This window comes from Nocardioides albus, assembly GCF_014648255.1.
GTDB lineage: Bacteria > Actinomycetota > Actinomycetes > Propionibacteriales > Nocardioidaceae > Nocardioides > Nocardioides albus.
The window spans coordinates 225,744-246,623 of record NZ_BMQT01000002.1 but is presented as its reverse complement, the minus strand read 5'-3'; the positions used below and the strand labels follow the sequence as shown (position 1 = coordinate 246,623).

20 protein-coding genes are annotated in these 20,880 nt (G+C 69.4%); 12 read left to right on the top strand and 8 right to left on the bottom strand.

Features of this window, described 5'->3' with window-relative positions; all coding sequences use genetic code 11:
• The first annotated feature begins 159 nt into the window (after positions 1 to 159).
• Positions 160 to 1,107, top strand: coding sequence for a sigma-70 family RNA polymerase sigma factor (locus IEY84_RS04480; RefSeq protein WP_141803993.1), 948 nt, complete (start codon positions 160 to 162; stop codon positions 1,105 to 1,107).
• A gap of 165 nt (positions 1,108 to 1,272) precedes the next feature.
• Here the strand turns inward: IEY84_RS04480 and IEY84_RS04475 are convergent, their stop codons facing one another.
• The 4 genes from IEY84_RS04475 to IEY84_RS04460 form a co-directional block, all read right to left on the bottom strand.
• The gene (locus IEY84_RS04475) at positions 1,273 to 2,436 is read right to left on the bottom strand and encodes a DNA polymerase IV (protein ID WP_183545187.1); all 1,164 of its coding nucleotides are present in this window, start codon (positions 2,434 to 2,436) and stop codon (positions 1,273 to 1,275) included.
• Between the two features lie 85 nt (positions 2,437 to 2,521).
• A complete protein-coding gene (locus tag IEY84_RS04470; RefSeq protein ID WP_221208794.1) occupies positions 2,522 to 3,814 on the bottom strand; it encodes a glycoside hydrolase family 3 N-terminal domain-containing protein in 1,293 nt (430 codons plus the stop codon).
• A gap of 96 nt (positions 3,815 to 3,910) precedes the next feature.
• Positions 3,911 to 4,492 carry a dephospho-CoA kinase gene (gene coaE / locus IEY84_RS04465; RefSeq protein WP_183545192.1) on the bottom strand — a complete coding sequence of 194 codons (582 nt, stop codon included), beginning with the start codon at positions 4,490 to 4,492 and terminating at the stop codon, positions 3,911 to 3,913.
• A gap of 25 nt (positions 4,493 to 4,517) precedes the next feature.
• Positions 4,518 to 5,480, bottom strand: coding sequence for a helix-turn-helix domain-containing protein (locus IEY84_RS04460; protein ID WP_183545194.1), 963 nt, complete (start codon positions 5,478 to 5,480; stop codon positions 4,518 to 4,520).
• Positions 5,481 to 5,567: 87 nt separating this feature from the next.
• On the opposite strand from IEY84_RS04460, the gene IEY84_RS04455 reads away from it, so the two are divergent.
• Together IEY84_RS04455 and IEY84_RS04450 are read left to right on the top strand one after the other, a co-directional pair.
• Positions 5,568 to 5,714, top strand: a complete 147-nt coding sequence (locus IEY84_RS04455) for a hypothetical protein (RefSeq protein ID WP_183545196.1) — start codon at positions 5,568 to 5,570, stop codon at positions 5,712 to 5,714.
• Positions 5,715 to 5,887: 173 nt separating this feature from the next.
• Complete coding sequence (locus tag IEY84_RS04450) at positions 5,888 to 7,312, top strand: mandelate racemase/muconate lactonizing enzyme family protein (protein WP_183545198.1); 1,425 nt, start codon at positions 5,888 to 5,890, stop codon at positions 7,310 to 7,312.
• Positions 7,313 to 7,334: 22 nt separating this feature from the next.
• Here the strand turns inward: IEY84_RS04450 and IEY84_RS04445 are convergent, their stop codons facing one another.
• Positions 7,335 to 8,882, bottom strand: a complete 1,548-nt coding sequence (locus IEY84_RS04445) for a TCP-1/cpn60 chaperonin family protein (RefSeq protein ID WP_183545200.1) — start codon at positions 8,880 to 8,882, stop codon at positions 7,335 to 7,337.
• A gap of 18 nt (positions 8,883 to 8,900) precedes the next feature.
• Positions 8,901 to 10,085 carry a mannonate dehydratase gene (locus IEY84_RS04440; RefSeq protein ID WP_183545202.1) on the bottom strand — a complete coding sequence of 395 codons (1,185 nt, stop codon included), beginning with the start codon at positions 10,083 to 10,085 and terminating at the stop codon, positions 8,901 to 8,903.
• Positions 10,086 to 10,403: 318 nt separating this feature from the next.
• Between IEY84_RS04440 and IEY84_RS04435 the strand changes: the two genes are divergently transcribed.
• From IEY84_RS04435 to IEY84_RS04400, 8 genes are all read left to right on the top strand, one after another.
• Entirely contained in the window at positions 10,404 to 11,402 is a 999-nt protein-coding gene (locus tag IEY84_RS04435; RefSeq protein ID WP_183545204.1) for a LysR family transcriptional regulator, read from the top strand.
• Positions 11,403 to 11,491: 89 nt separating this feature from the next.
• The gene (locus IEY84_RS04430) at positions 11,492 to 12,145 is read left to right on the top strand and encodes an RraA family protein (RefSeq protein ID WP_183545206.1); all 654 of its coding nucleotides are present in this window, start codon (positions 11,492 to 11,494) and stop codon (positions 12,143 to 12,145) included.
• Positions 12,146 to 12,152: 7 nt separating this feature from the next.
• Positions 12,153 to 13,079, top strand: a complete 927-nt coding sequence (locus IEY84_RS04425) for a sugar kinase (RefSeq protein WP_229788389.1) — start codon at positions 12,153 to 12,155, stop codon at positions 13,077 to 13,079.
• A gap of 38 nt (positions 13,080 to 13,117) precedes the next feature.
• Complete coding sequence (locus tag IEY84_RS04420; RefSeq protein ID WP_183545210.1) at positions 13,118 to 14,245, top strand: ABC transporter substrate-binding protein; 1,128 nt, start codon at positions 13,118 to 13,120, stop codon at positions 14,243 to 14,245.
• A complete protein-coding gene (locus IEY84_RS04415; RefSeq protein ID WP_221208745.1) occupies positions 14,242 to 15,066 on the top strand; it encodes an ABC transporter permease in 825 nt (274 codons plus the stop codon). The genes IEY84_RS04420 and IEY84_RS04415 overlap by 4 nt, the downstream gene beginning before the upstream one ends.
• Entirely contained in the window at positions 15,066 to 15,920 is an 855-nt protein-coding gene (locus IEY84_RS04410) for an ABC transporter permease (RefSeq protein WP_221208746.1), read from the top strand. The genes IEY84_RS04415 and IEY84_RS04410 overlap by 1 nt, the downstream gene beginning before the upstream one ends.
• A complete protein-coding gene (locus IEY84_RS04405) occupies positions 15,917 to 16,702 on the top strand; it encodes an ABC transporter ATP-binding protein (RefSeq protein WP_183545213.1) in 786 nt (261 codons plus the stop codon). The genes IEY84_RS04410 and IEY84_RS04405 overlap by 4 nt, the downstream gene beginning before the upstream one ends.
• Positions 16,686 to 17,042: a hypothetical protein gene (locus tag IEY84_RS04400; protein WP_183545215.1), complete on the top strand. Its 357-nt coding sequence runs from the start codon at positions 16,686 to 16,688 to the stop codon at positions 17,040 to 17,042. The genes IEY84_RS04405 and IEY84_RS04400 overlap by 17 nt, the downstream gene beginning before the upstream one ends.
• 90 nt (positions 17,043 to 17,132) lie before the next feature.
• Here IEY84_RS04400 and rpsA read toward each other — a convergent pair whose 3' ends face one another.
• Positions 17,133 to 18,614: a 30S ribosomal protein S1 gene (gene rpsA, locus IEY84_RS04395; protein WP_183545217.1), complete on the bottom strand. Its 1,482-nt coding sequence runs from the start codon at positions 18,612 to 18,614 to the stop codon at positions 17,133 to 17,135.
• Between the two features lie 273 nt (positions 18,615 to 18,887).
• On the opposite strand from rpsA, the gene IEY84_RS04390 reads away from it, so the two are divergent.
• Entirely contained in the window at positions 18,888 to 19,775 is an 888-nt protein-coding gene (locus IEY84_RS04390; protein ID WP_229788334.1) for a class I SAM-dependent methyltransferase, read from the top strand.
• Positions 19,776 to 19,858: 83 nt separating this feature from the next.
• Here IEY84_RS04390 and pgfA read toward each other — a convergent pair whose 3' ends face one another.
• The gene (gene pgfA / locus IEY84_RS04385; RefSeq protein ID WP_183545219.1) at positions 19,859 to 20,821 is read right to left on the bottom strand and encodes a cell envelope lipid trafficking protein PgfA; all 963 of its coding nucleotides are present in this window, start codon (positions 20,819 to 20,821) and stop codon (positions 19,859 to 19,861) included.
• Positions 20,822 to 20,880 lie beyond the last annotated feature (59 nt).

The following is a 20,880-nucleotide window of genomic DNA, read 5'->3' as shown; positions in this document are numbered from 1 at the left end:
ATTCACCTCGCGATGCAACTTATCGCCCGCGGCGTACGTCGAACCGGACAAGAGATCGAAGACGGATTCGATGACAAGGCGCTCTACCAGGGAACACCTGGGAGGGGCGAAGCGTTGAAACCACCGTGAGGCCACAAACCTCACCGTGAGGAGGTTCCCATGGCGACACGCACCGCCACTGCCACCCGAGAGATCGAGGGCCGTGACAGCGTCGGGCTGTATCTCGACGAGATCGCCCGCAACGAGCTCTTGGATGCTGCCAAAGAGGTTGAGCTGTCCAAGGCGATCGAGGCCGGCCTGATGGCCGAGCATCTGCTGGCCGAGGGCCGCGTCGGCCGCAAGAAGGCACCCGGTGGAGCCACCCGAGCCGAGCTGGAGTGGCTGGCCGAGGAAGGCCACCGCGCCACCCGTCAGTTCATCAACGCCAACCTGCGACTGGTGGTGTCCATCGCGCGCAAGTACGGCCGTGCGCAGATGCCGATGCTCGACCTGATCCAGGAAGGCAATACCGGCCTGATCCGGGCCGTTGAGAAGTTCGACTACACCAAGGGCTACAAGTTCTCGACGTACGCGACGTGGTGGGTGCGCCAGGCGATCACCCGTGGCATCGCCCAGCAGGCGCGTGTGGTCCGGCTCCCGGTCCACGTCGTCGAGGAGCTCAACCAGGTCGGCGGCGCCCGCCGCACCCTGGAACGTCAGCTCGGCCGCGACCCGGAGCCGGAGGAGATCGCCGGCGAGCTCGGAATGGACATCGACCGTGTCCTCGACCTGCTCTCCTGGGGTCGGGACCACGTCTCGCTCGACACGCCGATCGATGAGGACGGCGACACCTCGCTGGGTGACCTGATGGCTCAGGAGTCCTCACCCTCGCCCGACATGGACGTCATCGACGTCGAGTCGCGCGAGCGGCTCAACTCGCTGGTCGGCCAGCTCGACGAGCGTTCCGCCGACATCGTCCGCTCCCGCTACGGACTCACGGACGGCCGTCAGCACAAGCTCGCCGACATCGGTGTCAAGCACGGCATCTCCGCCGAGCGCGTACGCCAGCTCGAGCGCGAGGCCCTGCAGAAGCTGCGCCGCTTCGCAGACCCCGACCTCGCGGCCTGATCCCAACCCAAGATTCGGCGCTCCTCCTGGAGGGGCGCCGAATCTGTAGTTTTGGCGTGCCGAGAATGTAGTTCTGGGCGACGAAAGTAGAGTTTCGCCGCCCAAAGGTGCCGATTCGGTCTCCATGTCTGCGGTTTCGACCGCCACAACTGGAGTGCCGGGCGGTCAGTAGCCGCCAGGCGGCGGAGCCATCTCCAGGCGTACGCCGATGAGGCGGACCGGGCGGTCCTTCTCGACCCGCTCCAGGAGCGCCTCTGCCTCGTCGGCGAGACGGTCGGGGTCGAGGGTGGGCTCGGGGAGCTTGTGGCCGCGGGTGACGGTGAAGAACGGCTTGAGCCGCACCTTGATCTCGACCCTGGTCACCGGGCGACCCTCCTTCACCACATCCACGAGGCACTCGCCGCACAGGCGGCGGGTCGCGGCGACGATGTCGGGCCACTCGACGAGGTCCTGCTGGAAGGTCTCCTCGTGGCCGTGGCCGCGCGCGACCCACGGCGACGGGTCCACGGGGCTGGTGTCGGCGCCACGGCCCAGACGGCGCAGCCAGGGGCCGGTCGTGGGGCCGATCTCGGCGGCCAGACGCTCCGCCGAGGCCGCTCCCAGGTCGGCGACCGTCTCGATCCCGAGCCCGGCGAGCCGCTTCGCGGTCTTCGCCCCGATCCCCCACAGCGCGTCGGTCGGACGGTGACCCATCTCGGCGTCCCAGGTCTCATGGGTGATCCGGTAGACGCCGGTCCCCCGCAGCTGCCCGCCCGGACCGGGCTCGTGGCCGCCCGCGCCGGCCTCACGCGCGAGGGCACCGTCGACCCGCTGCTTGGCGAACCCCGTGGCGAGCTTCGCCTGCAGCTTGTTGTCGCCGACACCGACGCCGCTGCGCAGCCGGGTGCGTTCGAGCACGAGATCGCGTACGTCCTGGGCGAAGGCCGCCGGATCGCCGAGGTCGCCGTGACCGGGGCCGGGCCCGAGGAACGCCTCGTCCCAGCCGAGGACCTCGACCAGGACAGGTACGCCGCCCCACTCCAGCGATCTCAGCGTGTCCATGACGCCGGCGGAGGCAACGTCGTAGGCGGCGTGGTCGACCGGCAGCAGCACCGCCTCGGGACACTTCCGCACGGCTAGTCGCAGCGGCATCCCGGAGCCGACCCCGTGGGCCCGCGCTTCGTAGGACGCTGTCGAGACCACCGCCCGCTCGGTCGGGTCACCGCGCCCACCGACGATCACCGGCTTCCCGGCCAGCTCCGGACGCCGCAGCACCTCGACCGCAGCGATGAACTGGTCGAGGTCGACGTGCAGCACCAGGCTCATGTTCGCTCGCTGGCGCTCGCTCATGCGTCGATGGTGCCACGAACGCGCTCAGTGACGTCTCGACATCAGAAACCGACTTCTCGGCGCCAGGAACTGACGTCTCGGCGTATCAGCCTTGGGAGCCGGCTTCGGAGAGGGCCGCGGAGGCCTGCTCCGCCTGCTCGCGTACGTCACCGGGGACCGGGACCGCGTCGGCGGTGCGCTGCTGCCACATCTGCATGGCGACGACCTTCGCCGCCGCTTCCTCGACACGCTCGCGGTCGAGGCGGCCGGACTGGAGCGCCTTGACGACGCTGCGGTGGGCGGCTCGGGAGTTGGCCGGCATCAACAGGAGGTCGGCACCGGCCTCGAGGGCGACCACGGAGGGCTTCTTGGTGGTGGTCGTGACCGCACCCATCCCCAACGAGTCGGTGATCGCGATGCCGGTGAAGCCGAGATCGTCGCGGAGCAGATCGTAGATCGGGGGCGCCATGCTGGCCGGCTCCCCGGGAGCGACCGCCTTCACGTCGACGTGGCTGATCATGACGGCCGGCGCCCCGGCGTCCACTGCTGCGTCGAAGGGCACCAGGTCACGACGCTTCAGCTTCTTCACCCCGAAGTCGAGCTCCTGGAGCCCGAGATGGGTGTCACCGGTGACCGCGCCATGGCCCGGGAAGTGCTTGGTGGTGGAGACCAGACCGGCGGTGTTGTAGCCCTGCACGGCCGCGGAGACCGCCGTCGCGGCGATCGCCGGATCCTCGCTCGGCGAGCGCGACCCGATCGTCGGGTCGGTCGCGCCGACGGTCACGTCGGCGACCGGCGCGAACGCCCAGGTGAAGCCCAGGTCCCGCAGTTCGAGGGCGGTCGTCCGCGCTGCGTCGGTCGTCACCCTGACGCCCTTGCGCGGCTTCGTCTCGATGGCGTCCCCGGCGCGCGCGAACTCCGGGAACTCGGTGGCCACGCCGCGCAGGTGGGAGACGACGCCACCCTCCTGGTCGACGCCGATCACCGCGGGGAACGTGCGGCCATCGGCTGCTACCGCACGGGAGACCGCGGCGGTCGTCTCGCGCACCTGCGCCTCGTCGACGACGTTCTCGCCGGTCACGCTGACCCCGGCGAGGTGGAGCTTGCGCACCATCTTCGCTGCCTTGGCCGGATCCGTGCCGTGGTAGCGGCCGACGATCACCTGGCCGGCCAGCCGCTCCTCGTCCCAACCGGCCACCAGCTCGCGAGCGGTAGCCAGCTCTCCGCGCGTCGGGCCCCAGGCCAACGGCGTGGTGTCCTTTGTCGGGTCGGTCTTCGTGGTGGCGTTGGCCGGCCTGTTCGGCTCGTCATCGACCCGTGTCGGCATGCCGACGGTCACCGCGGCCGCGCCCGCCCCTGCCGCAAGAGCCAGCACGGCGCCCGCGATCACCGGCCGCATCCAACGCCGCGGACGGCGTCGCTGATCCTCTGAATCGGTGTGCTTGCCCCCAGTCACCCGGCCGAGTATGGCAGCAACCCCCACCTACCGACACGTTCAGGCGAGTGAGTCGTAGATCTCCCGCACCCGCTTGTGCAGGTCCTCGAGGGTGCCGGTGTTGTCGATGACGTACGTCGCCACGGCGAGCCGCTCCTCGCGGCTGGCCTGCGCGGCGATGCGCGCGCGGGCGTCGATCTCGGTCATCCCGCGGGCGATCGCCCGCTCGATCTGGGTCTCGACCGGCACGTCGACGACGATCACCTCGTCGAAGAAGGGCGCATAGCCGACCTCGACCAGCAGGGGGATGTCGTTGACGACGAGCTTCCCCGCGACCCGTCCGGCTTCCTCGAGCTCCGCGGAGCGCGCGCCGACCAACGGGTGCACGATCGCGTTGAGCCGCGCCCGGGCGGACTCGTCGGCGAAGACGATCTCCCCCACCTTGGCCCGGTCGAGCGAACCGGCCTCGGTCAGCACCGACGGCCCGAACTCCTCCACGACGGCGGCGAGCCCCGGCGTACCCGGCTCGACGACCTCCCGGGCGATCTTGTCCGAGTCGACGATCACTGCCCCGAGCTCGGCCAGCAGCTCCGACACCGTGCTCTTCCCCGAGGCGATCCCGCCGGTCAGTCCTACGCGCATGGGCGTCAACCTACTAGGGCATCTCCTAGGCGCTCTCGGCGTCCCCGCAGGCGAACCGGCGCCGATAGGCCTGCGGTGACAGGCCGCGTACGCGGGTGAAGTGATGGCGCAGGGCGGCGGCGTTGCCGAACCCGACCTCGCTCGCGATCCACTCGACCGGCCGCTCGGTGCGCTCGAGCAGCTCCTCGGCACGGTGGACCCGCCGGGCGGTGATCCAGGCATAGGGCGTCGCGCCGGTCTCGGCACGGAACCTGCGGGCGAACGTACGCGGCGACATCAGCACCCGGCGGGCAAGGGAGTCCACGTCGAGCTCCTCGTGGAGGTTCTCCAGGATCCAGGCCAGCAGCGGTCCGAGCGTCTCGGCGTCGACCTCGGGCACGGGGCGGGAGATGAACTGGGCCTGGCCACCGTCACGCTGTGGCGGCACGACCATCCGGCGGGCCACCGCGGAGGCGACCGCGGCGCCGTACTCCTGCCGCCAGATGTGCAGGCACGCGTCCAGCCCGGCCGCGGTGCCGGCGCTGGTGATGATCTGCCCGGTGTCGACGTAGAGCACCTCGGGGACCACCTTCGCCTCGGGAAACCTGGCCGCGAGCTCGTCGGTGTACTTCCAGTGGGTGGTGCACTCGCGTCCGTCGAGGAGACCGGCCTCCCCCAGGGCGAACGCTCCCCCGCAGACCGTCAGGATCCGGGCACCACGGCGGTAGGCACGCAGCAGCATCTCGGCCACCCGCGGCGGCACCGGGTCGCCCCTGCGCATGGCCGGGACGCACACCAGATCGGCCTCGTCGGCGCGCTCCAGACCGCACAGAGCCTCGATCCCGAAGCCCAGGCTGGAGCGGACCAGGCCGGGCTCGAGCGAGCAGACGCCGAACTCCAGCAGCGGCACCCCGTCTTCGCGCCGGTCGAGCCCGAACGCCTCGCACACGACCCCGAACTCGAAGGGAGCGACACCGTCCCAGATCACGGCCGCCACATTCGTAAGCACCTCAGAAGGGTGCCACCTGGCAGGAAATCGCGCAATTAGGTATTTCTGCCAATGTGGCAGGATCTCCTAGAGAGAAGAATTGCTGCCATGAATACAGCACTCCTCGTCCTCATCGTCCTGCTCGTCGCCGCCGCCTACGCCACGTTCGCCACCATCCACGCCGATCGACCCAGGACCACCCCTCGGTCCCACGCCACCGACCCGGCCTTCGAGCCCGTGGTCAGGTGGCCGTGACCGGAGAGCGCCCCTCCGAACCGCTGCCCGTAGCAGCCCCCGCCCCAGAGCGGAACCCGACCGCCATTCGAGATCACGATGTCAGGATCCGGATTCCGCCGCATGTGAGAGCGGAATAGGACGATCACGAAAGCGCGATTGTCCTCCAGGCTCGGATCCACTTGTCTGCATCTATGAGCCTGTTCACAAACCCCACCGCCACCGCCCTCAACCGGCGATCACTCCTCAGCGCAGCCGGGATCGCGACCGCGGGCGTATCCGTCGCCCAGATCCTCGACCGGCCGATCGAAGACCAGCTCTCCCATCTGACCCAGAACGTACGCCGCGCCTCCTCGCCCAGCGAGCTGAAGATCACCGACATGCGGATCGCGGTGGTGGCGGGCGTGCCGTTCACCTCCCCCATCGTGCGCATCGACACCAACCAGGGCATCAGCGGCTACGGAGAGGTACGCGACGACGCCGACAAGCGCTATGCGCTCATGCTGAAGAGCCGCATCCTCGGCGAGAACCCCTGCAACGTCGAGAAGATCTTCAAGATCATCAAGCAGTTCGGCGGCCACGGCCGCCAAGGCGGCGGCGTGTCCGGGGTCGAGATGGCACTGTGGGACCTCACCGGAAAGGCGTTCGAGGTCCCGGTCTACCAGCTGCTCGGCGGCAAGTATCGCGACAAGATCCGGCTCTACACCGACACCGCCGGAGCGGAGACTCCCGAGGCGTACGCCGAGCAGATGAAGAAGAAGATCGACGAGTTCGGCTACACCTTCGTCAAGATGGACGTCGGGATCGAGCTGATCCGCAAGATCCCGGGCACCCTGACCGGCGCCAAGCCGTGGGGTGACCTGGGACAGTACGACCTGGACCCGCCCAGCGACTCCTACGGCTCCACCGAGCACCCCTACACCGGCATCGAGATCACGGACAAGGGCATGGACGAGATCGCCAAGTTCCCCGCAGCGATGCGGGAGGCGATCGGCTGGGACATCCCGCTGGGCATCGACCACATCGGCCACTTCGGCGTCAACAGCGCCATCCGGCTCGCCCGCCGTCTCGAGGAGTACTCGCTGGCCTACCTCGAGGACATCCAGCCGTGGTTCCACCACAAGGAGTTCAAGCAGATCACCGACTCCTCCTCGACCCCGATCATGACCGGCGAGGACGTCTACGGGCTCGACGGCTTCCGACCCCTCCTCGAGGGCCGTACGTGCGACTACGTCCACCCCGACATCGCGACCGCGGGCGGCATCCTGGAGACCAAGCGCATCGGCGATCTCGCCCAGGAGCACAACATCCCGATGTTCATCCACTACGCCGGCTCACCGATCGGCGCGATGGCGGCCGCCCACGTCGCCGCGGCGACGGAGAACTTCATGGCGCTCGAGCAGCACTCCTCCGAGGTGGACTTCTGGGAGGACCTGGTCACCGGCCTGCCCAAGCCGCTCGTCGACAAGGGCTACTACCACGTCTCGGACGCTCCCGGACTAGGTCTCGAGCTGGTCGAGGACGTCGTCCGGGAGCACCTGGCCGAGGGCGAGAAGTACTTCGCCGCGACCAAGGAGTGGGACGACTGGCAGATCACCCACGACCGCCAGTGGAGCTGACCGCCACGGCCACGCGACCCGGTCAGTGCCCGTGACCGTGCCCGTGACCGTGCCCGTGACCGTGCCCATGACCGTTGCCGCCCTGGTGAGCCCGGCGCTCCTCCTGCCGGGCCACCTCGGTGGCGTGCCGGTCTGAGGCGGTGTCCAGGACTATGCCGCCGCTGCTGACCATCAGGCCCGTCACCGAGCACGCAGCCCGCAGGCTCGCCCGGAACAGCGCGAGCGGGAGCACCGCCTCCGACGTGGTGCGACTGGCCATCGCCCCGAGCGCGCTCCGGAGGGCGTGCGCAGCGCCGTCGCGGCTCCCTGTCCGGTCGACGTCCGGCAGCGAGCTCGCCGCGACCTCCCAAGCAGTGGCGGGAAGCACGCCGTCGGCGACCGCCGCACCGGCGGCGGCGACAGCGCCTCGTACGGCAGGGAGCATCGCCCGCCCGACGAGGCCGTCGGCCGGAACCCGAAGCCGTGCCCACCGATCACGGGAGCCGGAGCCGTCCTGCGCCCCCTGTCCCTCGATCAGACACCGGCTCCCGTCGATCTCCACCCGATGTGCGGTCCCGAGCAGGTCCGGCGTGACGGTCTGCAGCGGGACGCCACGCTCGAGGCCGAGGACGCTCGCACCCGTCAGCGCAGCCACCTCCGCCAACCGCGTACGCCGGTGAGCCCCCAGGTGCGGAGCAGCCACGGCGACCACCTGGAAGGGGCCCTGCAGGTGGTTCACGACCAGCACCGCCAGCGCGTCCGAGGCGATCCGATCAGCCACCAGGAGCAGTGGTCGATGTCCGTCCGAGCCCTCGGCGAGCCGGCCGAGGAGCGGGAGGAGCTCGTCGGCCGAGCGCACCGGCCCGTCGTAGAGCAGCACCCGGGCGCCGTACATCTCGGCGAGGTCCGCTCCTCGGTCGGTGATCATCGACGGGCTGAGCCGGCCGGCGTCCAGGACCACGCCGGTCCCGACCTCGAGGGTCACCTTCTCCACATGGCTCAGCTCAACATGGCTCAGCGCCGGTACGACGCTGGGCGAGCGGCCCGGGCCGCAGTGGGCCACCGCCTCGAGCACGAGCGACCCGATCGAACCGTTCGATCCGGCCGCACCGCCGCTCGCCGAGGTGGCGGCCCGCGACCACGGCCCGAGCGCCGTGTCCACGACTCGCCGCAGCTCGGCGGACGAGGCCGGACGGGCCATGTCGGCCATGGCCGCGAGCACCGCCTCGCTCGCACTCGTGAGCCCGGTCCGTAGCAGCACGGGGTCCATCCCGGCCGCCACCTGCCGCGCCGCCGACTGCAGGAGGGCATCGGCGAGCACCACGGTGTGGGCCGCGCCGCCACCGGCGTCTCGGACCACCTCGGCAGCGGCCTGCCTCAGCACCTGCAGCGCGAGCCGGGATCCACCCGCGTCCGGACGGAGCGAGGCCAGCACCCGGTCTGCATCCGCGGTCACCTCCGGTGGCCCGCTCGAAGCACCGAGCACGACCGTCCGTCCGGACCCGTCGATCAGCGGCGCCACCGCTCGGGCCGCGGCGCGGAACCCGGCCCGAGCGCAGCCGACCGTGCTCTCAGACGAGAGGACGACCACAGCCGCTCCGATCGGGGCTCAACGGTGCTTCTCCGTGATCATCGCGGCCTGGAGCATCGCGCGGGCGTAGCCGGTGTCGTAGAGCTCGCCACCGTGACCGCCACCGCCCACGTCGGCGTACTGGCCGCCGATCGAGCCGTTCTCCCGGTCGAAGTCGAGGGCCCGCGGGTGCTCGGCGAGCACCCCGAGGTGGTAGCCCGAGCGCACCAGCTCGCGCATGAACGCGAACATGTCGGTCTCGCCGTTGTCGGGGAAGACCTCGGCGTAGCGCACGTGCGGCTCCTCCACCACGACGTTGCGGTAGTGAATGTGGTTGACCCGGTCCTTCCTCGCCATCCAGCGCAGGAAGGAGACCGAGTCGAAGCCCACCTCGGCGGTGACCCCGGAGTGGACGGTCATCCCGTTGGACGGGCTGTCGACCGTCTCCACCATCCGCTGCCAGTCCGGGACGCTGCCCATGATCTGCGGGTTGCCCCGGCTGACCTGGTAGGGCGGGTCGTTCGGATGGACCGCGAGCCGGACACCGGCCTCCTCCGCGACGGGCACCACACGCTCGAGGAAGTAGGCGTAGTTCTCCCAGAGCTGCTCGCGGGTGTAGACGGGCGTCCCGTCCCGCGGCGGCAGGTCCTTGACCTTGACGCCGTCCACCTCGCGGTCGGCGTCGAAGGCCGTGTAGCCGGCGCCAATCCGGTCGGTCTGATCGACCTGCTCGTAGTAGCCCTCGGTCAGCCGGTGGATGTACCAGTTGTACTCGACGACCGGGATCCCGGCCTCACCCGCTGCCCGCACCGAGGCGATGACCTTCTCCAGGTCCGCATCGCGGGCCGCGGTGCCCTGGACGATCGACTGCGAGACCGCGATGAGGTACGCCGTGATGTGCAGGCCCTGGGACTCCAGCCGGTCCCGGTCTGCCCGCAGGGCCGCGGCACTCCACGGCAGCGGCGGCGGATCCGTGACGAGCGCTCCGGTGACCCCGGCCTGTCGCCAGCGTCGTACGGTCGCCTCGTCGGGGTTGCGGGAGAACCACTGGCACAGCTTCGGAGTGTCCGGGCCTTCGGCCACGTCCCCCGGCCAGGAAACGTCGGGGTACGGCCCGGGCCGACCCTCGGCAGCCGCACTGCCCGGGAGGTGGACAGCGGCTGCGGACGCAGCCGCAGCGGCCGCACTGAGCTTGAGGACGCCGCGGCGGGAGTGATCTGTCATGAAACTGTCCCTTCGGTTCGGAACACGTCGTAGGTCGTGATCAGTGAAGGGCGGGCCACCCGCCCCTGACAACGGCGACTTCCGGATGCCTCGATCAGGAAAACTGATGGGCTCGGCCGAACTGGGCCGATCGCCATCCCGCTCGGCGGCACGAAGTCCACGACGGGCCACAACCGGTTGCGTGATGCCGCGAATGTCGTACTCTTTACCTTCGGTATGACGCACGTCACAGCCGCTCGGAGTCGTCGGCGGGCAGGATCCGGCTTCGTCACCGACCACGGCTTCGCGTGCACCCCCACCTGCCGACGGAGGAACGCGATGCTGAACACCGACGTACGACTCGAGTGGCTGGTCTCGTTCCTGGCGGTGGTGGAGACCGGTGGATTCAGCTCGGCCGCGGAGGCCACCCACCGCTCCCAGCCGCGGGTCAGCATGCATGTCGCCTCGCTCGAGCGGGCGGTCGGGGTGCCGGTCCTCGACCGACGCAAGCGACCCTCGGAGGTCACCCCGGCAGGCGCCGCCCTCCTTCGGCACGCCCGGTCGATCCTGCGGGAGGTCGAGCTGGCCGAGGCGGAGATGTCGAGCTTCCGCGGTGGTGCCCGCGGCGTCGTGAACTTCGGTGCCTACCCCAGCGCGAGCGCCGCCTTCATGCCCCAGGTCCTCCGCGACCTCGCCGAGTCGGAGCCCGACATCACCGTCTCGTTGGTGGAGACCGACACCCTCGAGCTCGACAGCGCGCTGCTGCGCGGTGAGATCGACCTGTGCCTGCGACCGGTCACGCCGCGGCCCACCCAAGGGGCGATCCGCACCCGTCCGCTGTGGCGGGAGCGGCTCGTCGCGGTCATCCCGGAGGGCGACCTGCTCGCTGCGGAGGACAAGCCTCTCGACGTCGCCGACATCGCCCATCGCGACCTCATCTCCATCGGCCGTCTGGAGTCCGACGTGCCACCCTCGTTCGAGGCCTATCAGCTCTTCCGCGACGAGGGCTACGAGCTGAACCCCGTACAGGCCACCAACCAGCCCCAGTCTCTGGTCTCGATGGTCCGTGCCGGCCTGGGCATCGGTCTCACCAACGCGCTGGCCGCCCAGATCTCCGACCTCTCCGGGGTGAAGGTCCGCGAGCTGAACGGACCGCACGAGCGAGTGGTGGCGGTGTGCTGGAACGCCGATGCCGTGCTCTCCCCCGCCGCACGGACGGTGCTCACCGCGCTGGCACAGGCACCGGCGCCCGTGGGGACCCGGCCCGTCGACCGATCGCGGCCCGGCGTACGTCAGGTGATCGCACCTCCTCGACGGATCCATCCGGCATCCGAATAGGGGCATACGAGAGACGTCGTTCTCACCGGTGACGCGGCTCACTAGCGTCGATCGAGCACGACGCCCCGCCATACCCCCTAGGAGTCCGCGTGACCGCCTCTTCCGACCCCCAGATCATCGACCGCTTCCGAAAGATCGCCTCGGCCTCGGTCGCCGACGCCGTGGAGCAGCACGGACACCGCGGCTACCTCGCGGGCAGAGTCGGCCAGATACGGCCGGGAAAGATCGTCGGGCCGGCGGTCACCGTGCTGGAGGAGCCCAGCGACACGGTCGAGCCACCGACCCACGCTCTGGACGCGATCGACGCATCTCCGGCCGGAAGCGTGCTCTGCATCGCCGCCGGCGGCGCCGACGTCGCCGTCTTCGGGGGTCTGATGGCCGCCGGAGCCGTGGTCAACGAGCTGGCCGGCGTCGTCCTCGACGCTGCCGTCCGTGACGTCGAGGAGATCACCCGCGACTATCCGGACTTCCCCGTCTACGCCGCCGGGAAGGTCTCGGCGACCACCGTGGGCCGCTACCGCTCCGTCTCGAGCAACCAGCCGGTCCTCCTCGGTGACGTCGAGGTCCACCCGGGCGACCTGATCGTCGCCGACACCGACGGCGTCGTACGTGTCCCCGCGGCTCTCGTCGAGCAGGTCCTGGTGACCGCCGAGGAGATCGAGCGGCGCGAGTCGGAGCAGACCAGGCTGATCCTGGAGGCACGGTCCCTCAAGACCGGGCTCGAGCTCTACAACCGGGTCTGACGTGGCTATGGACCTCATCTGCCTCGGCGAGCCGCTGGTCGAGTTCAACCCGGTCAACGGCGATCCGCTCGACTCCGCCCGCACCTTCAGCGTCGGCTACGGAGGGGACACCTCCAACGTCGCCGTCGCCGCCCGACGTTCGGGGGCCGACGTGGCCTATGCGACCCGCATCGGCGACGACGCCTTCGGGGACTCCCTGTTCCGGCTCTGGACCGACGAAGGCATCGACACCACGCTCGTCGAACGCGAGCAGCACGGGACCACCGGCATCTACTTCATCTCCCGCGACCCTGAGCACAGCGCGTTCACCTACTACCGCTCGAACTCACCGGCCACCCGGATGTCGCCCGCCTGGGTGCCGGAGGCGGCGATCCGTACGACCCGGGCGCTGCACATCTCCGGGATCAGCCAGGCGATCAGCACCTCGGCGTGCGACGCCGTGTTCCGCGCGATCGAGGTGGCCAGGGACGCCGGGACGCTCGTCTCCTATGACCCCAACCACCGCCCTGCGCTGTGGGAGACCGGGCGCGCCCGTGCCGTCATCCGGCAGACCGTCACCGAGGCCGACCTGGTGATGCCCAACCTGTCCGAGGGGCGTCTGCTCACCGGCTTCCTCGCTCCCGAGGACGTCCTGGCCAAGCTCGTCGACCTGGGCCCGCGGATCATCGTGCTCAAGCTCGGCAGCGCCGGTGCCCTGCTGGCCCATGGCGGAGAGATCACCCGCCTCGCCGCACCACGTGTCGACGCCATCGACAGCACCGGTGCGGGTGACGCCTTCGACGGCGCATTCCTCGCTCAGCTCCTCGCCGGCGCCACTCCCCGTGACGCCGCCGCGTACGCCGTCCACGCAGCCGCCCTGACCACCCTCGGCGCGGGGGCGGTCGATCCCATCCCCGCTCGCAGTGCCGTGCTCGAGACGCGCGGCCTGCGGTGACTCCTCGGATCACCCCTCTCTCCCACGAAGGAAGACACATGCTCACCACGACAAGGAAGCGCCTCTCCGCCGCCGTCTCTGTCCTCGCACTCGGTGCCTTCACCGGGTGCGGTGGCGGCGCGACCGTCGAAGACCCCGGAGCGGAGGGTTCGGCCGCCTCGCTGCGGGCCGGCTACCTCTCCGCGATCGACCAGGTCGGGCTGCCGCTCGCCCTGGAGAACGGCTACTTCGAGGACCGCGGGCTCAACGTCGACATCGCCGATCCGTTCCCGACCGGCGTCGACGCGCTCAACGCCCTCCAGGCCGGCGAGGTCGACCTGGTCCAGGTCGGAACCCCGCTGGTGCCGGCCGCGCAGAAGGGCGACGAGCTGGTGCTCGTCGGCAACTACACCGGCTCGGCCAGCCAGGCCAGCATCGACGACACGATGGCCGTCGTCGCCACCCCCGACGCCGGCATCACCGCCGACGACCTCAACAGCCTGCGCGGGAAGCGGGTCGGGGTCTCGGTCGGCTCGATCAACCATCTCTACCTGCTGGGCCTGTTGGAGAAGGCGGGCCTGAAGACCTCGGACGTCACGATCGTCAACACCGCACCGCCCGACCTCGGCGTCGCGCTCGAGACCGACGGCATCGACGCCGCGATCGTCTGGGACCCGTGGCCGATCACCATCACCGACCAGGTGGACGGCGCCGAGGAGGTCATGCGCGGCGGCGGCCACATCCCGTTCGTGGGCTATCAGGTGACCACGCGGGAGTTCCTCGACGAGCACCCCGACGAGGTCGCCGCCTACCTCGCCGCCCGCGCGGAGGTGGACAAGTGGATCCGCGAGAACCCCGACGAGGCCGGGGAGGCCGCGACTCGCTGGCTGCCCGGCACAGAGAGCGCTGTGGCGCAGGAGGCGATGCAGCACAACGTCAAGCAGCTGGATCCCCGCTTCAGCGCGTGCAACTACCTCGCCCTGGACACCGTGGCCGACCTGATGGCCCAAGGTGATGCGGCCGAGCCGGACTTCGACCCCGCTCCGTACTTCGACCCGGCACCGATCCTGAAGGTGATGGAGGAGAACCCGGACCTCTTCGAGGGTCTTCCCGAGGTCCCGGCGCCTGCCCAGGTCGAGGAGGGCTACACCTACGACCAGGCTGCCGCTGACAAGGCCTGCCCGTGACCACGATCGACTCGCCCGCCCGCACCGTGGGGCGCGTACGTCGACCCGGGCCTCGCCGCGGCTCGGAGGCAGTCTGGTTCGTCGTCCCGTTCGTCCTGCTCGTCGCGATCTGGTGGCTCGTCGTCGAGGTCACGGGGACCACGGCGCGTACGTTCCCGCAGGTCACCGACGTGATCGCGGCACTTGCGGAGATGGCCGCCAGCGGCGACCTGGCCCGTCACCTCGGCGCCAGCCTGCAACGCATGCTGATCGGCGCGGTGCTGGCCGTCGTCACCGCGATCCCGTTCGGCATCGCCCTGGGGTCCAGCCCCCGCCTGTCCGCCTTCTTCTCCCCGCTGCTGCGGTTCTCCGTCGCCCTCGCCGGGATCGCGTGGATCCCGATCGCCACGCTCTGGCTGGGCTACGGGGACCGCGCGGTCATCTTCATCGTCTGGAACGCCATGTTCTTCGCGCTCACCTACAACACGGTCCTCGGAGTCCAGCAGATCCCGGTGCAGACCGTGCGTGCCGCCCGTTCGATGGGCACCCGCGGTCCGCGGATCGTCTGGGAGGTGCTGCTCCCCGGCGCTCTGCCCAGCATCGTCACCGGCCTGCGGATCGGGTTGGGCTACGGCTGGCGTGGTCTGGTCGCGGCCGAGATCATCGCCACCAACGCCGGCCTGGGATATGCCCTGTTCCTCGCCCAGAGCCAGTTCGACACCGGCGTGATCATCGCGTCGATGGTCATCATCGGCGTCCTGTGGCTGCTGATGGACCGGCTCCTGCTGGCGCCGCTCGAGCGGCGTACGGTCGAACGCTGGGGCATGAAGGCGGTGTCCTGATGACGACGATGACTCCCCCGGCGCCGACCCGTGCCCCCGCGCGCGTGCCGCTGCTGCGTCGCCTCGGGACGGTGCTTCTCGCCCACCCCATCGTCCGTACGCTCGGGCCGTTCGTCCCGTTCCTGCTGATCTGGTGGGCGGTCGCCGCGACCGGATCGGTCAACGCGGCCTTCTTCGCCGGCCCCGGCGAGGTATGGCAGTCGTTCACCGAGCTGGTTCGCAAGGGGATGATGCCGAGCTACCTCGGCGACTCGCTGGAGCGACTGGCGTACGGGGTCGGCTTCGGCCTCCTGATCGGCCTGCCCCTCGGCTTCGTCGTGGCGCTCTCCTCGTGGGCGCGCCGCCTCACCTGGCCGCTGCTGCTCTTCTTCCAGGCGATCGCCGACATCGCCTGGCTGCCGATCCTGATCGTGTGGTTCGGTTTCAGCCTGACCTCGGTGACCTTCGTGATCGTCTACACCGTGGTCTTCCCGCTGATGCTCGGCATCGTCGCCGGAGTCGACCAGGTGCCGCGCGAGCTCGTCAACGCGGCCCGCAGCCTCGGTGCCGGCCGACTCCGGGTCTTCTTCGAGGTGATCGTCCCCGGCTCGCTGCCCGCCGTCGCAAGCGGCGTCCGCACCGGCCTCGGCTACGGCTGGCGGGCGCTGATCGCCGCCGAGATCATCGTCGGCACCAGCGGTATCGGCTTCATGATGTTCGACGCCCGCCGAGCGGGTGAAGTCAGTCAGGTCTTCCTCGGGATGATCGTGCTCGGCGTGCTCTGGTACGCCCTGGACGCACTCATCCTCGCCCCGTTCGAACGGGCGACCGTGGAGCGATGGGGACTCGTACGCCAGATGGAGGCAGCCAGATGAACACCCTCGAGATCAACAACCTCCGCAAGGAGTACGTCGACCACTACACCGGAGAGACGATCCCGGCCATCGGCGAGGTGACCTTCTCCATCGGCGAGGGTGAGTTCGTCTCGGTGCTCGGACCGAGCGGATGCGGGAAGACCACCGTGCTCAACATCGTCGCCGGCTTCATCGACCACACCGCCGGGGACGTGCTCGTCCACGGCAAGTCCGTGCACGGCCCCGGTCCCGACCGCGGTGTGGTCTTCCAGAGCCACGCGCTCTTCCCGTGGAAGACCGTGCTGGGCAACGTCACCTTCGGGCTCCGGATGAAGGGCGTCCCCCGCGTCGAGCGGGAACGAGCAGCGGCCGACATCCTCGAGCTCGTCGGCCTCAGCGGCTTCGAGCGGAAGTATCCGCACGAGCTCTCCGGCGGCATGCAGCAACGTCTCGGCCTCGCCCGCGTCCTCGTCAACGAGCCCGAGGTGATGCTGATGGACGAGCCGTTCGCGAGCATCGACGCCCAGACCCGCCGCAAGCTCCAGCAGGACCTGACCGAGATCTTCGAGAAGCGCCGGCCGACGGTCTTCTTCGTCACCCACGACATCGACGAGGCGGTCTTCCTCTCCGATCGGGTCGTGGTCCTCTCGGCCCGGCCCAGCACGGTCGCCGAGATCATCGACGTCGACCTGCCGAGGCCACGGACCTGGCGGGAGACCGTCGAGGACCCTCGCTTCCGCGAGTACACCCACCACATCGAGGAACGGCTGGGCGGAGGTGAGCCGGATGCACAGGCTGGTTGAGCAAGCCGGCAGCCTGTGGCGCAACAAGGTCGTACGCCGCGTCCTGATCCTGGTCGCCCTCGTGCTCGCCTACCAGCTGTGGCTCTCGATCCAGACCATCGGCAAGGTGGATGAGGAGGTCGGTCTCGACCCCGAGCCGAACGGCCGCTTCGCCGTCGACGTACGGCTCGACTTCGCCCCGGAGCGCTTCCACATCCTCGAGCTGCAGCAGCACGGCAGGGTCTCCGGCTCCGACGGCGAGACGGTCCACCTGCGCGGGGTCTCCGACGCCGGGGTCGACGCACTGGCCCACTTCTACTGGATCGAGGAGATCTCTCCGGGCGAGGGCAGAACCTCCTGACCACCCTGCTCCCCGAGATGCACGAAGGCCCGACCACCAGCTGGTGGTCGGGCCTTCGCGTTATTGCGTCAGAGCCTCAGCTCAAGCGATTCACTGACCGCCGGTCAGCTTCTCGCGAAGCGCCTGCAGCGCCTCGTCGGAGGCGAGCGAGCCGCCCTCGTCCTCGGAGACGGTCTCGTCGACCGAGCCACCCGAGGAGTACGAGGTGGCCTCGCCGGCCTCCGCGGCCTTCTCGATGGCCTCCTGCTGCTGCTTGATGTGGGCCTCCCAGCGAGCGTGGGCCTGAGCGTACTGCTCCTCCCACTTCGCGCGCTGCTCGTCGTAGCCCTCGAGCCACTCGCCCGTCTCCGGGTCGAAGCCCTCGGGGTAGATGTAGTTGCCCTGGTCGTCGTAGGTCGCCGGCATGCCGTAGAGCGTCGGGTCGAACTCCTCGACGTCGGTCGAGGTGACCGTCTCGTTGGCCTGCTTGAGCGAGAGCGAGATGCGGCGACGCTCGAGGTCGATGTCGATGATCTTGACCATGACGTCGTCGTTGACCTGGACGACCTGCTCGGGGATCTCCACGTGGCGCTCGGCCAGCTCGGAGATGTGCACCAGGCCCTCGATGCCCTCCTCGACACGGACGAACGAACCGAACGGGACCAGCTTGGTGACCTTACCCGGGACGATCTGGCCGATCTGGTGGGTGCGGGCGAAGTGCTGCCACGGGTCCTCCTGGGTCGCCTTCAGCGACAGGGAGACACGCTCGCGGTCCATGTCCACGTCGAGAACCTCGACGGTGACCTCGTCACCGACGGTGACGACCTCGGACGGGTGGTCGATGTGCTTCCAGGAGAGCTCCGAGACGTGGACGAGACCGTCGACGCCGCCGAGGTCCACGAACGCACCGAAGTTGACGATCGAGGAGACGACACCCTTGCGGATCTGACCCTTCTGGAGCTGGGTCAGGAAGCCGTGGCGAACCTCGGACTGGGTCTGCTCGAGCCAGGCACGGCGCGACAGGACCACGTTGTTGCGGTTCTTGTCGAGCTCGATGATCTTGGCCTCGAGGGTCTGGCCGACGTACGGCTGCAGGTCGCGGACGCGACGCATCTCGACGAGGGAGGCGGGGAGGAAGCCACGCAGGCCGATGTCCAGGATGAGACCACCCTTGACGACCTCGATGACCGCGCCCTCGACGACGCCGTCCTCCTCCTTGACCTGCTCGATCGTGCCCCAGGCGCGCTCGTACTGCGCGCGCTTCTTGGACAGGATCAGGCGGCCTTCCTTGTCCTCCTTCTGGAGCACCAGGGCCTCGACCTTGTCGCCGACCTCGACAACCTCGGACGGGTCGACGTCGTGCTTGATCGAGAGCTCGCGCGACGGGATGACACCTTCGGTCTTGTAACCGATGTCGAGCAGGACCTCGTCCCGGTCGACCTTGACGATGACACCGTCCACGATGTCGCCGTCGTTGAAGTACTTGATGGTCTCGTCGATCGCGGCGAGGAAGTCCTCTTCCGACCCGATGTCGTTGATCGCGACCTGAGGCGCGTCGTAGTCGGGGAGAGGAATGTTGAGCGTGCTCGTCATAAGGGAGGTGGTTTCCTTGGGTGGACAGATATCGTCGGGTCACACACGGCTGAAGTCTCTGGTCGGCAACCCCTCGCCGGCACCAGCCCAACAGGCTTCGTCGCCCGGTGGTTGCCGGCGGCCGAGGTAGCAAGCCAAGGTCCACTAGGTCCGGGACCCGAGCAGACTTCAGACGCAGTTTCTTAGCCTACGCTCCGCGTACGGGCCCCGTCCAACTGCCGAGGCCTGGTTGCCGCATTCCCGCGTTCAGGCCGGGAGGCATACGCTGTAGAGGTGGACCAAGCCATCAGCCCGGTCGTTCGACCGGAGGCCCCCATCGATCCCTTCGGCGCGATCGAGACCATCGACACCACCGGCCCCGTCGTCAGAGCGGAGCGGCGATCGGTCAGCGAGGCCGACTCCCGCCGCGCCAACGGCCCAGACTGGGACAGGTACGCCGACGAGTACCAGGCCACGCACGGACCGTTCCTCGGCGAGGCCGGGTTCGTCTGGGGCCCCGAGGGGCTGACCGAGGCCGACCTCGGCATCCTCGGCGACGTCGACGGCTTGGACGTCCTCGAGCTCGGCTCCGGCGCCTGCCAGTGCTCCCGGTGGGTCAACACCCGAGGTGGGCGCGCGATCGGCCTGGACCTCTCGGGCCGCCAGCTCCAGCACTCCCGGCGCCTCGACGAGCAGACCGGGGTCGTCGTTCCCGCGGTGCAGGCGACCGCGACCGACCTGCCCTTCGCGGCCGGCTCCTTCGACGTGGTCTTCTGCTCCTTCGGAGCGCTGCAGTTCGTCAGCGACATCACCCATGCCGTCGCCGAGGCCGCCCGCGTGCTCCGCCCCGGCGGCCGCTTCGCGTTCTCGATCACCCACCCGACGCGGTGGATGTTCCCCGACGACCCCGGCCCGGAGGGTCTGATCGCCGCCCAGTCCTACTGGGACCGCACCCCCTACGTCGAAGTAGACGACGAGACCGGAGAGGTGTCGTACGTCGAGCACCACCGCACCCTCGGCGACTGGGTCTCGATCCTGGCCGGCGCCGGGTTCCGGATCACCGACCTCGTCGAGCCCGAGTGGCCCGAGGACCACGAGCGGATCTGGGGCGGCTGGTCGCGCACCCGAGGGCTGTTGACCCCAGGGACCGCGATCTTCGGCGCGGACCTGGCGAGCAGCTAGAACCGCAGGACACCGAAACGCGGGCCCGGGAGCTGTTCAGCTCCCGGGCCCGCGTTCGTACGACAGCGGTGTGTGCCTGAGCCTCAGGCGTCAACCAGGGTGCGGTCGTCCGAGGAGGCGTGGGCACCACCGTTGGGCTTGCGACCGCGCAGGACCAGCCACAGGCCGATCAGCAGGAGGAGCAGGCCGGCGACGACGCCGCCGACGGGGATCCAGGTGCCGATCAGGTCGAGCTTGGAGATGTTGGCCTTGGCGTCCTCGGCGTTGTTGGCGACGGTCTCGTCGGTGTAGCTCATCTCGGCGTCGATCAGCTCCAGGCCGGTGCTGGTGACCATCTTCTGGGTCGCGCTCTGGTCGATGTAGGAGCCGGTCGTCGGCTCGACGTAGATCGTCTGGGTGGCCTCGTAGGAGCCACGGACGTCGTCCTCGGTGTCCTTGACCCCGTCGTCTCCCGGCGAGAGCGACTCGTCCTCGGCGGAGGCGGAGACCTCGAACTGGTAAGTCTTCACACCCTCGACGTCGACGTCGTCGACATAGGTGGCGATGACGGTCTTGCCGAGCGTGTCGTCCCAGTACTCGTAGTCGTGGCGCTCGGTGTTGAACGGGAACTTTCCGGCCAGGCCGGTCATGTTCGGGACGGCCTTGTCCTCACCGACGTACTTGGCCTGGTCCTCGACGACCTCGGAGGTCTTGCGGTCCATGGCGTAGGCGCGCTCGGTCGTGGTCACCACGCGGGGGTCCACCTCAGCACGGGCACAGTCGGGCGTGTCGCCCTCCTGGATCATGATGCAGCCGGCCTCGACGAAGACGACGACGTCGTCGGTGGAGTCCTTCGGGGCGGCCTCGGTCGTCCGGGTGTACTTCACCTTCACCGGGTCGTCCGACTTGGCCAGCGCACCGCTCGCGGTGCCCTCCAGGACGGTCGTGGTGTTGACGTTGAGCGGCACGGTCGCCGCGGCGTCCCTGCCCCAGAAGCCGGCTACTCCGGCCGCGACCAGCGCGAACGCGCCGACCAGCACAAAGACGCAACCAATCACTCTTCGCATGTTCTTGCCCCTCCCAAGGCCTCAGGTCCCCCCTCGATCCGCGAACCGTAGCAGCAATA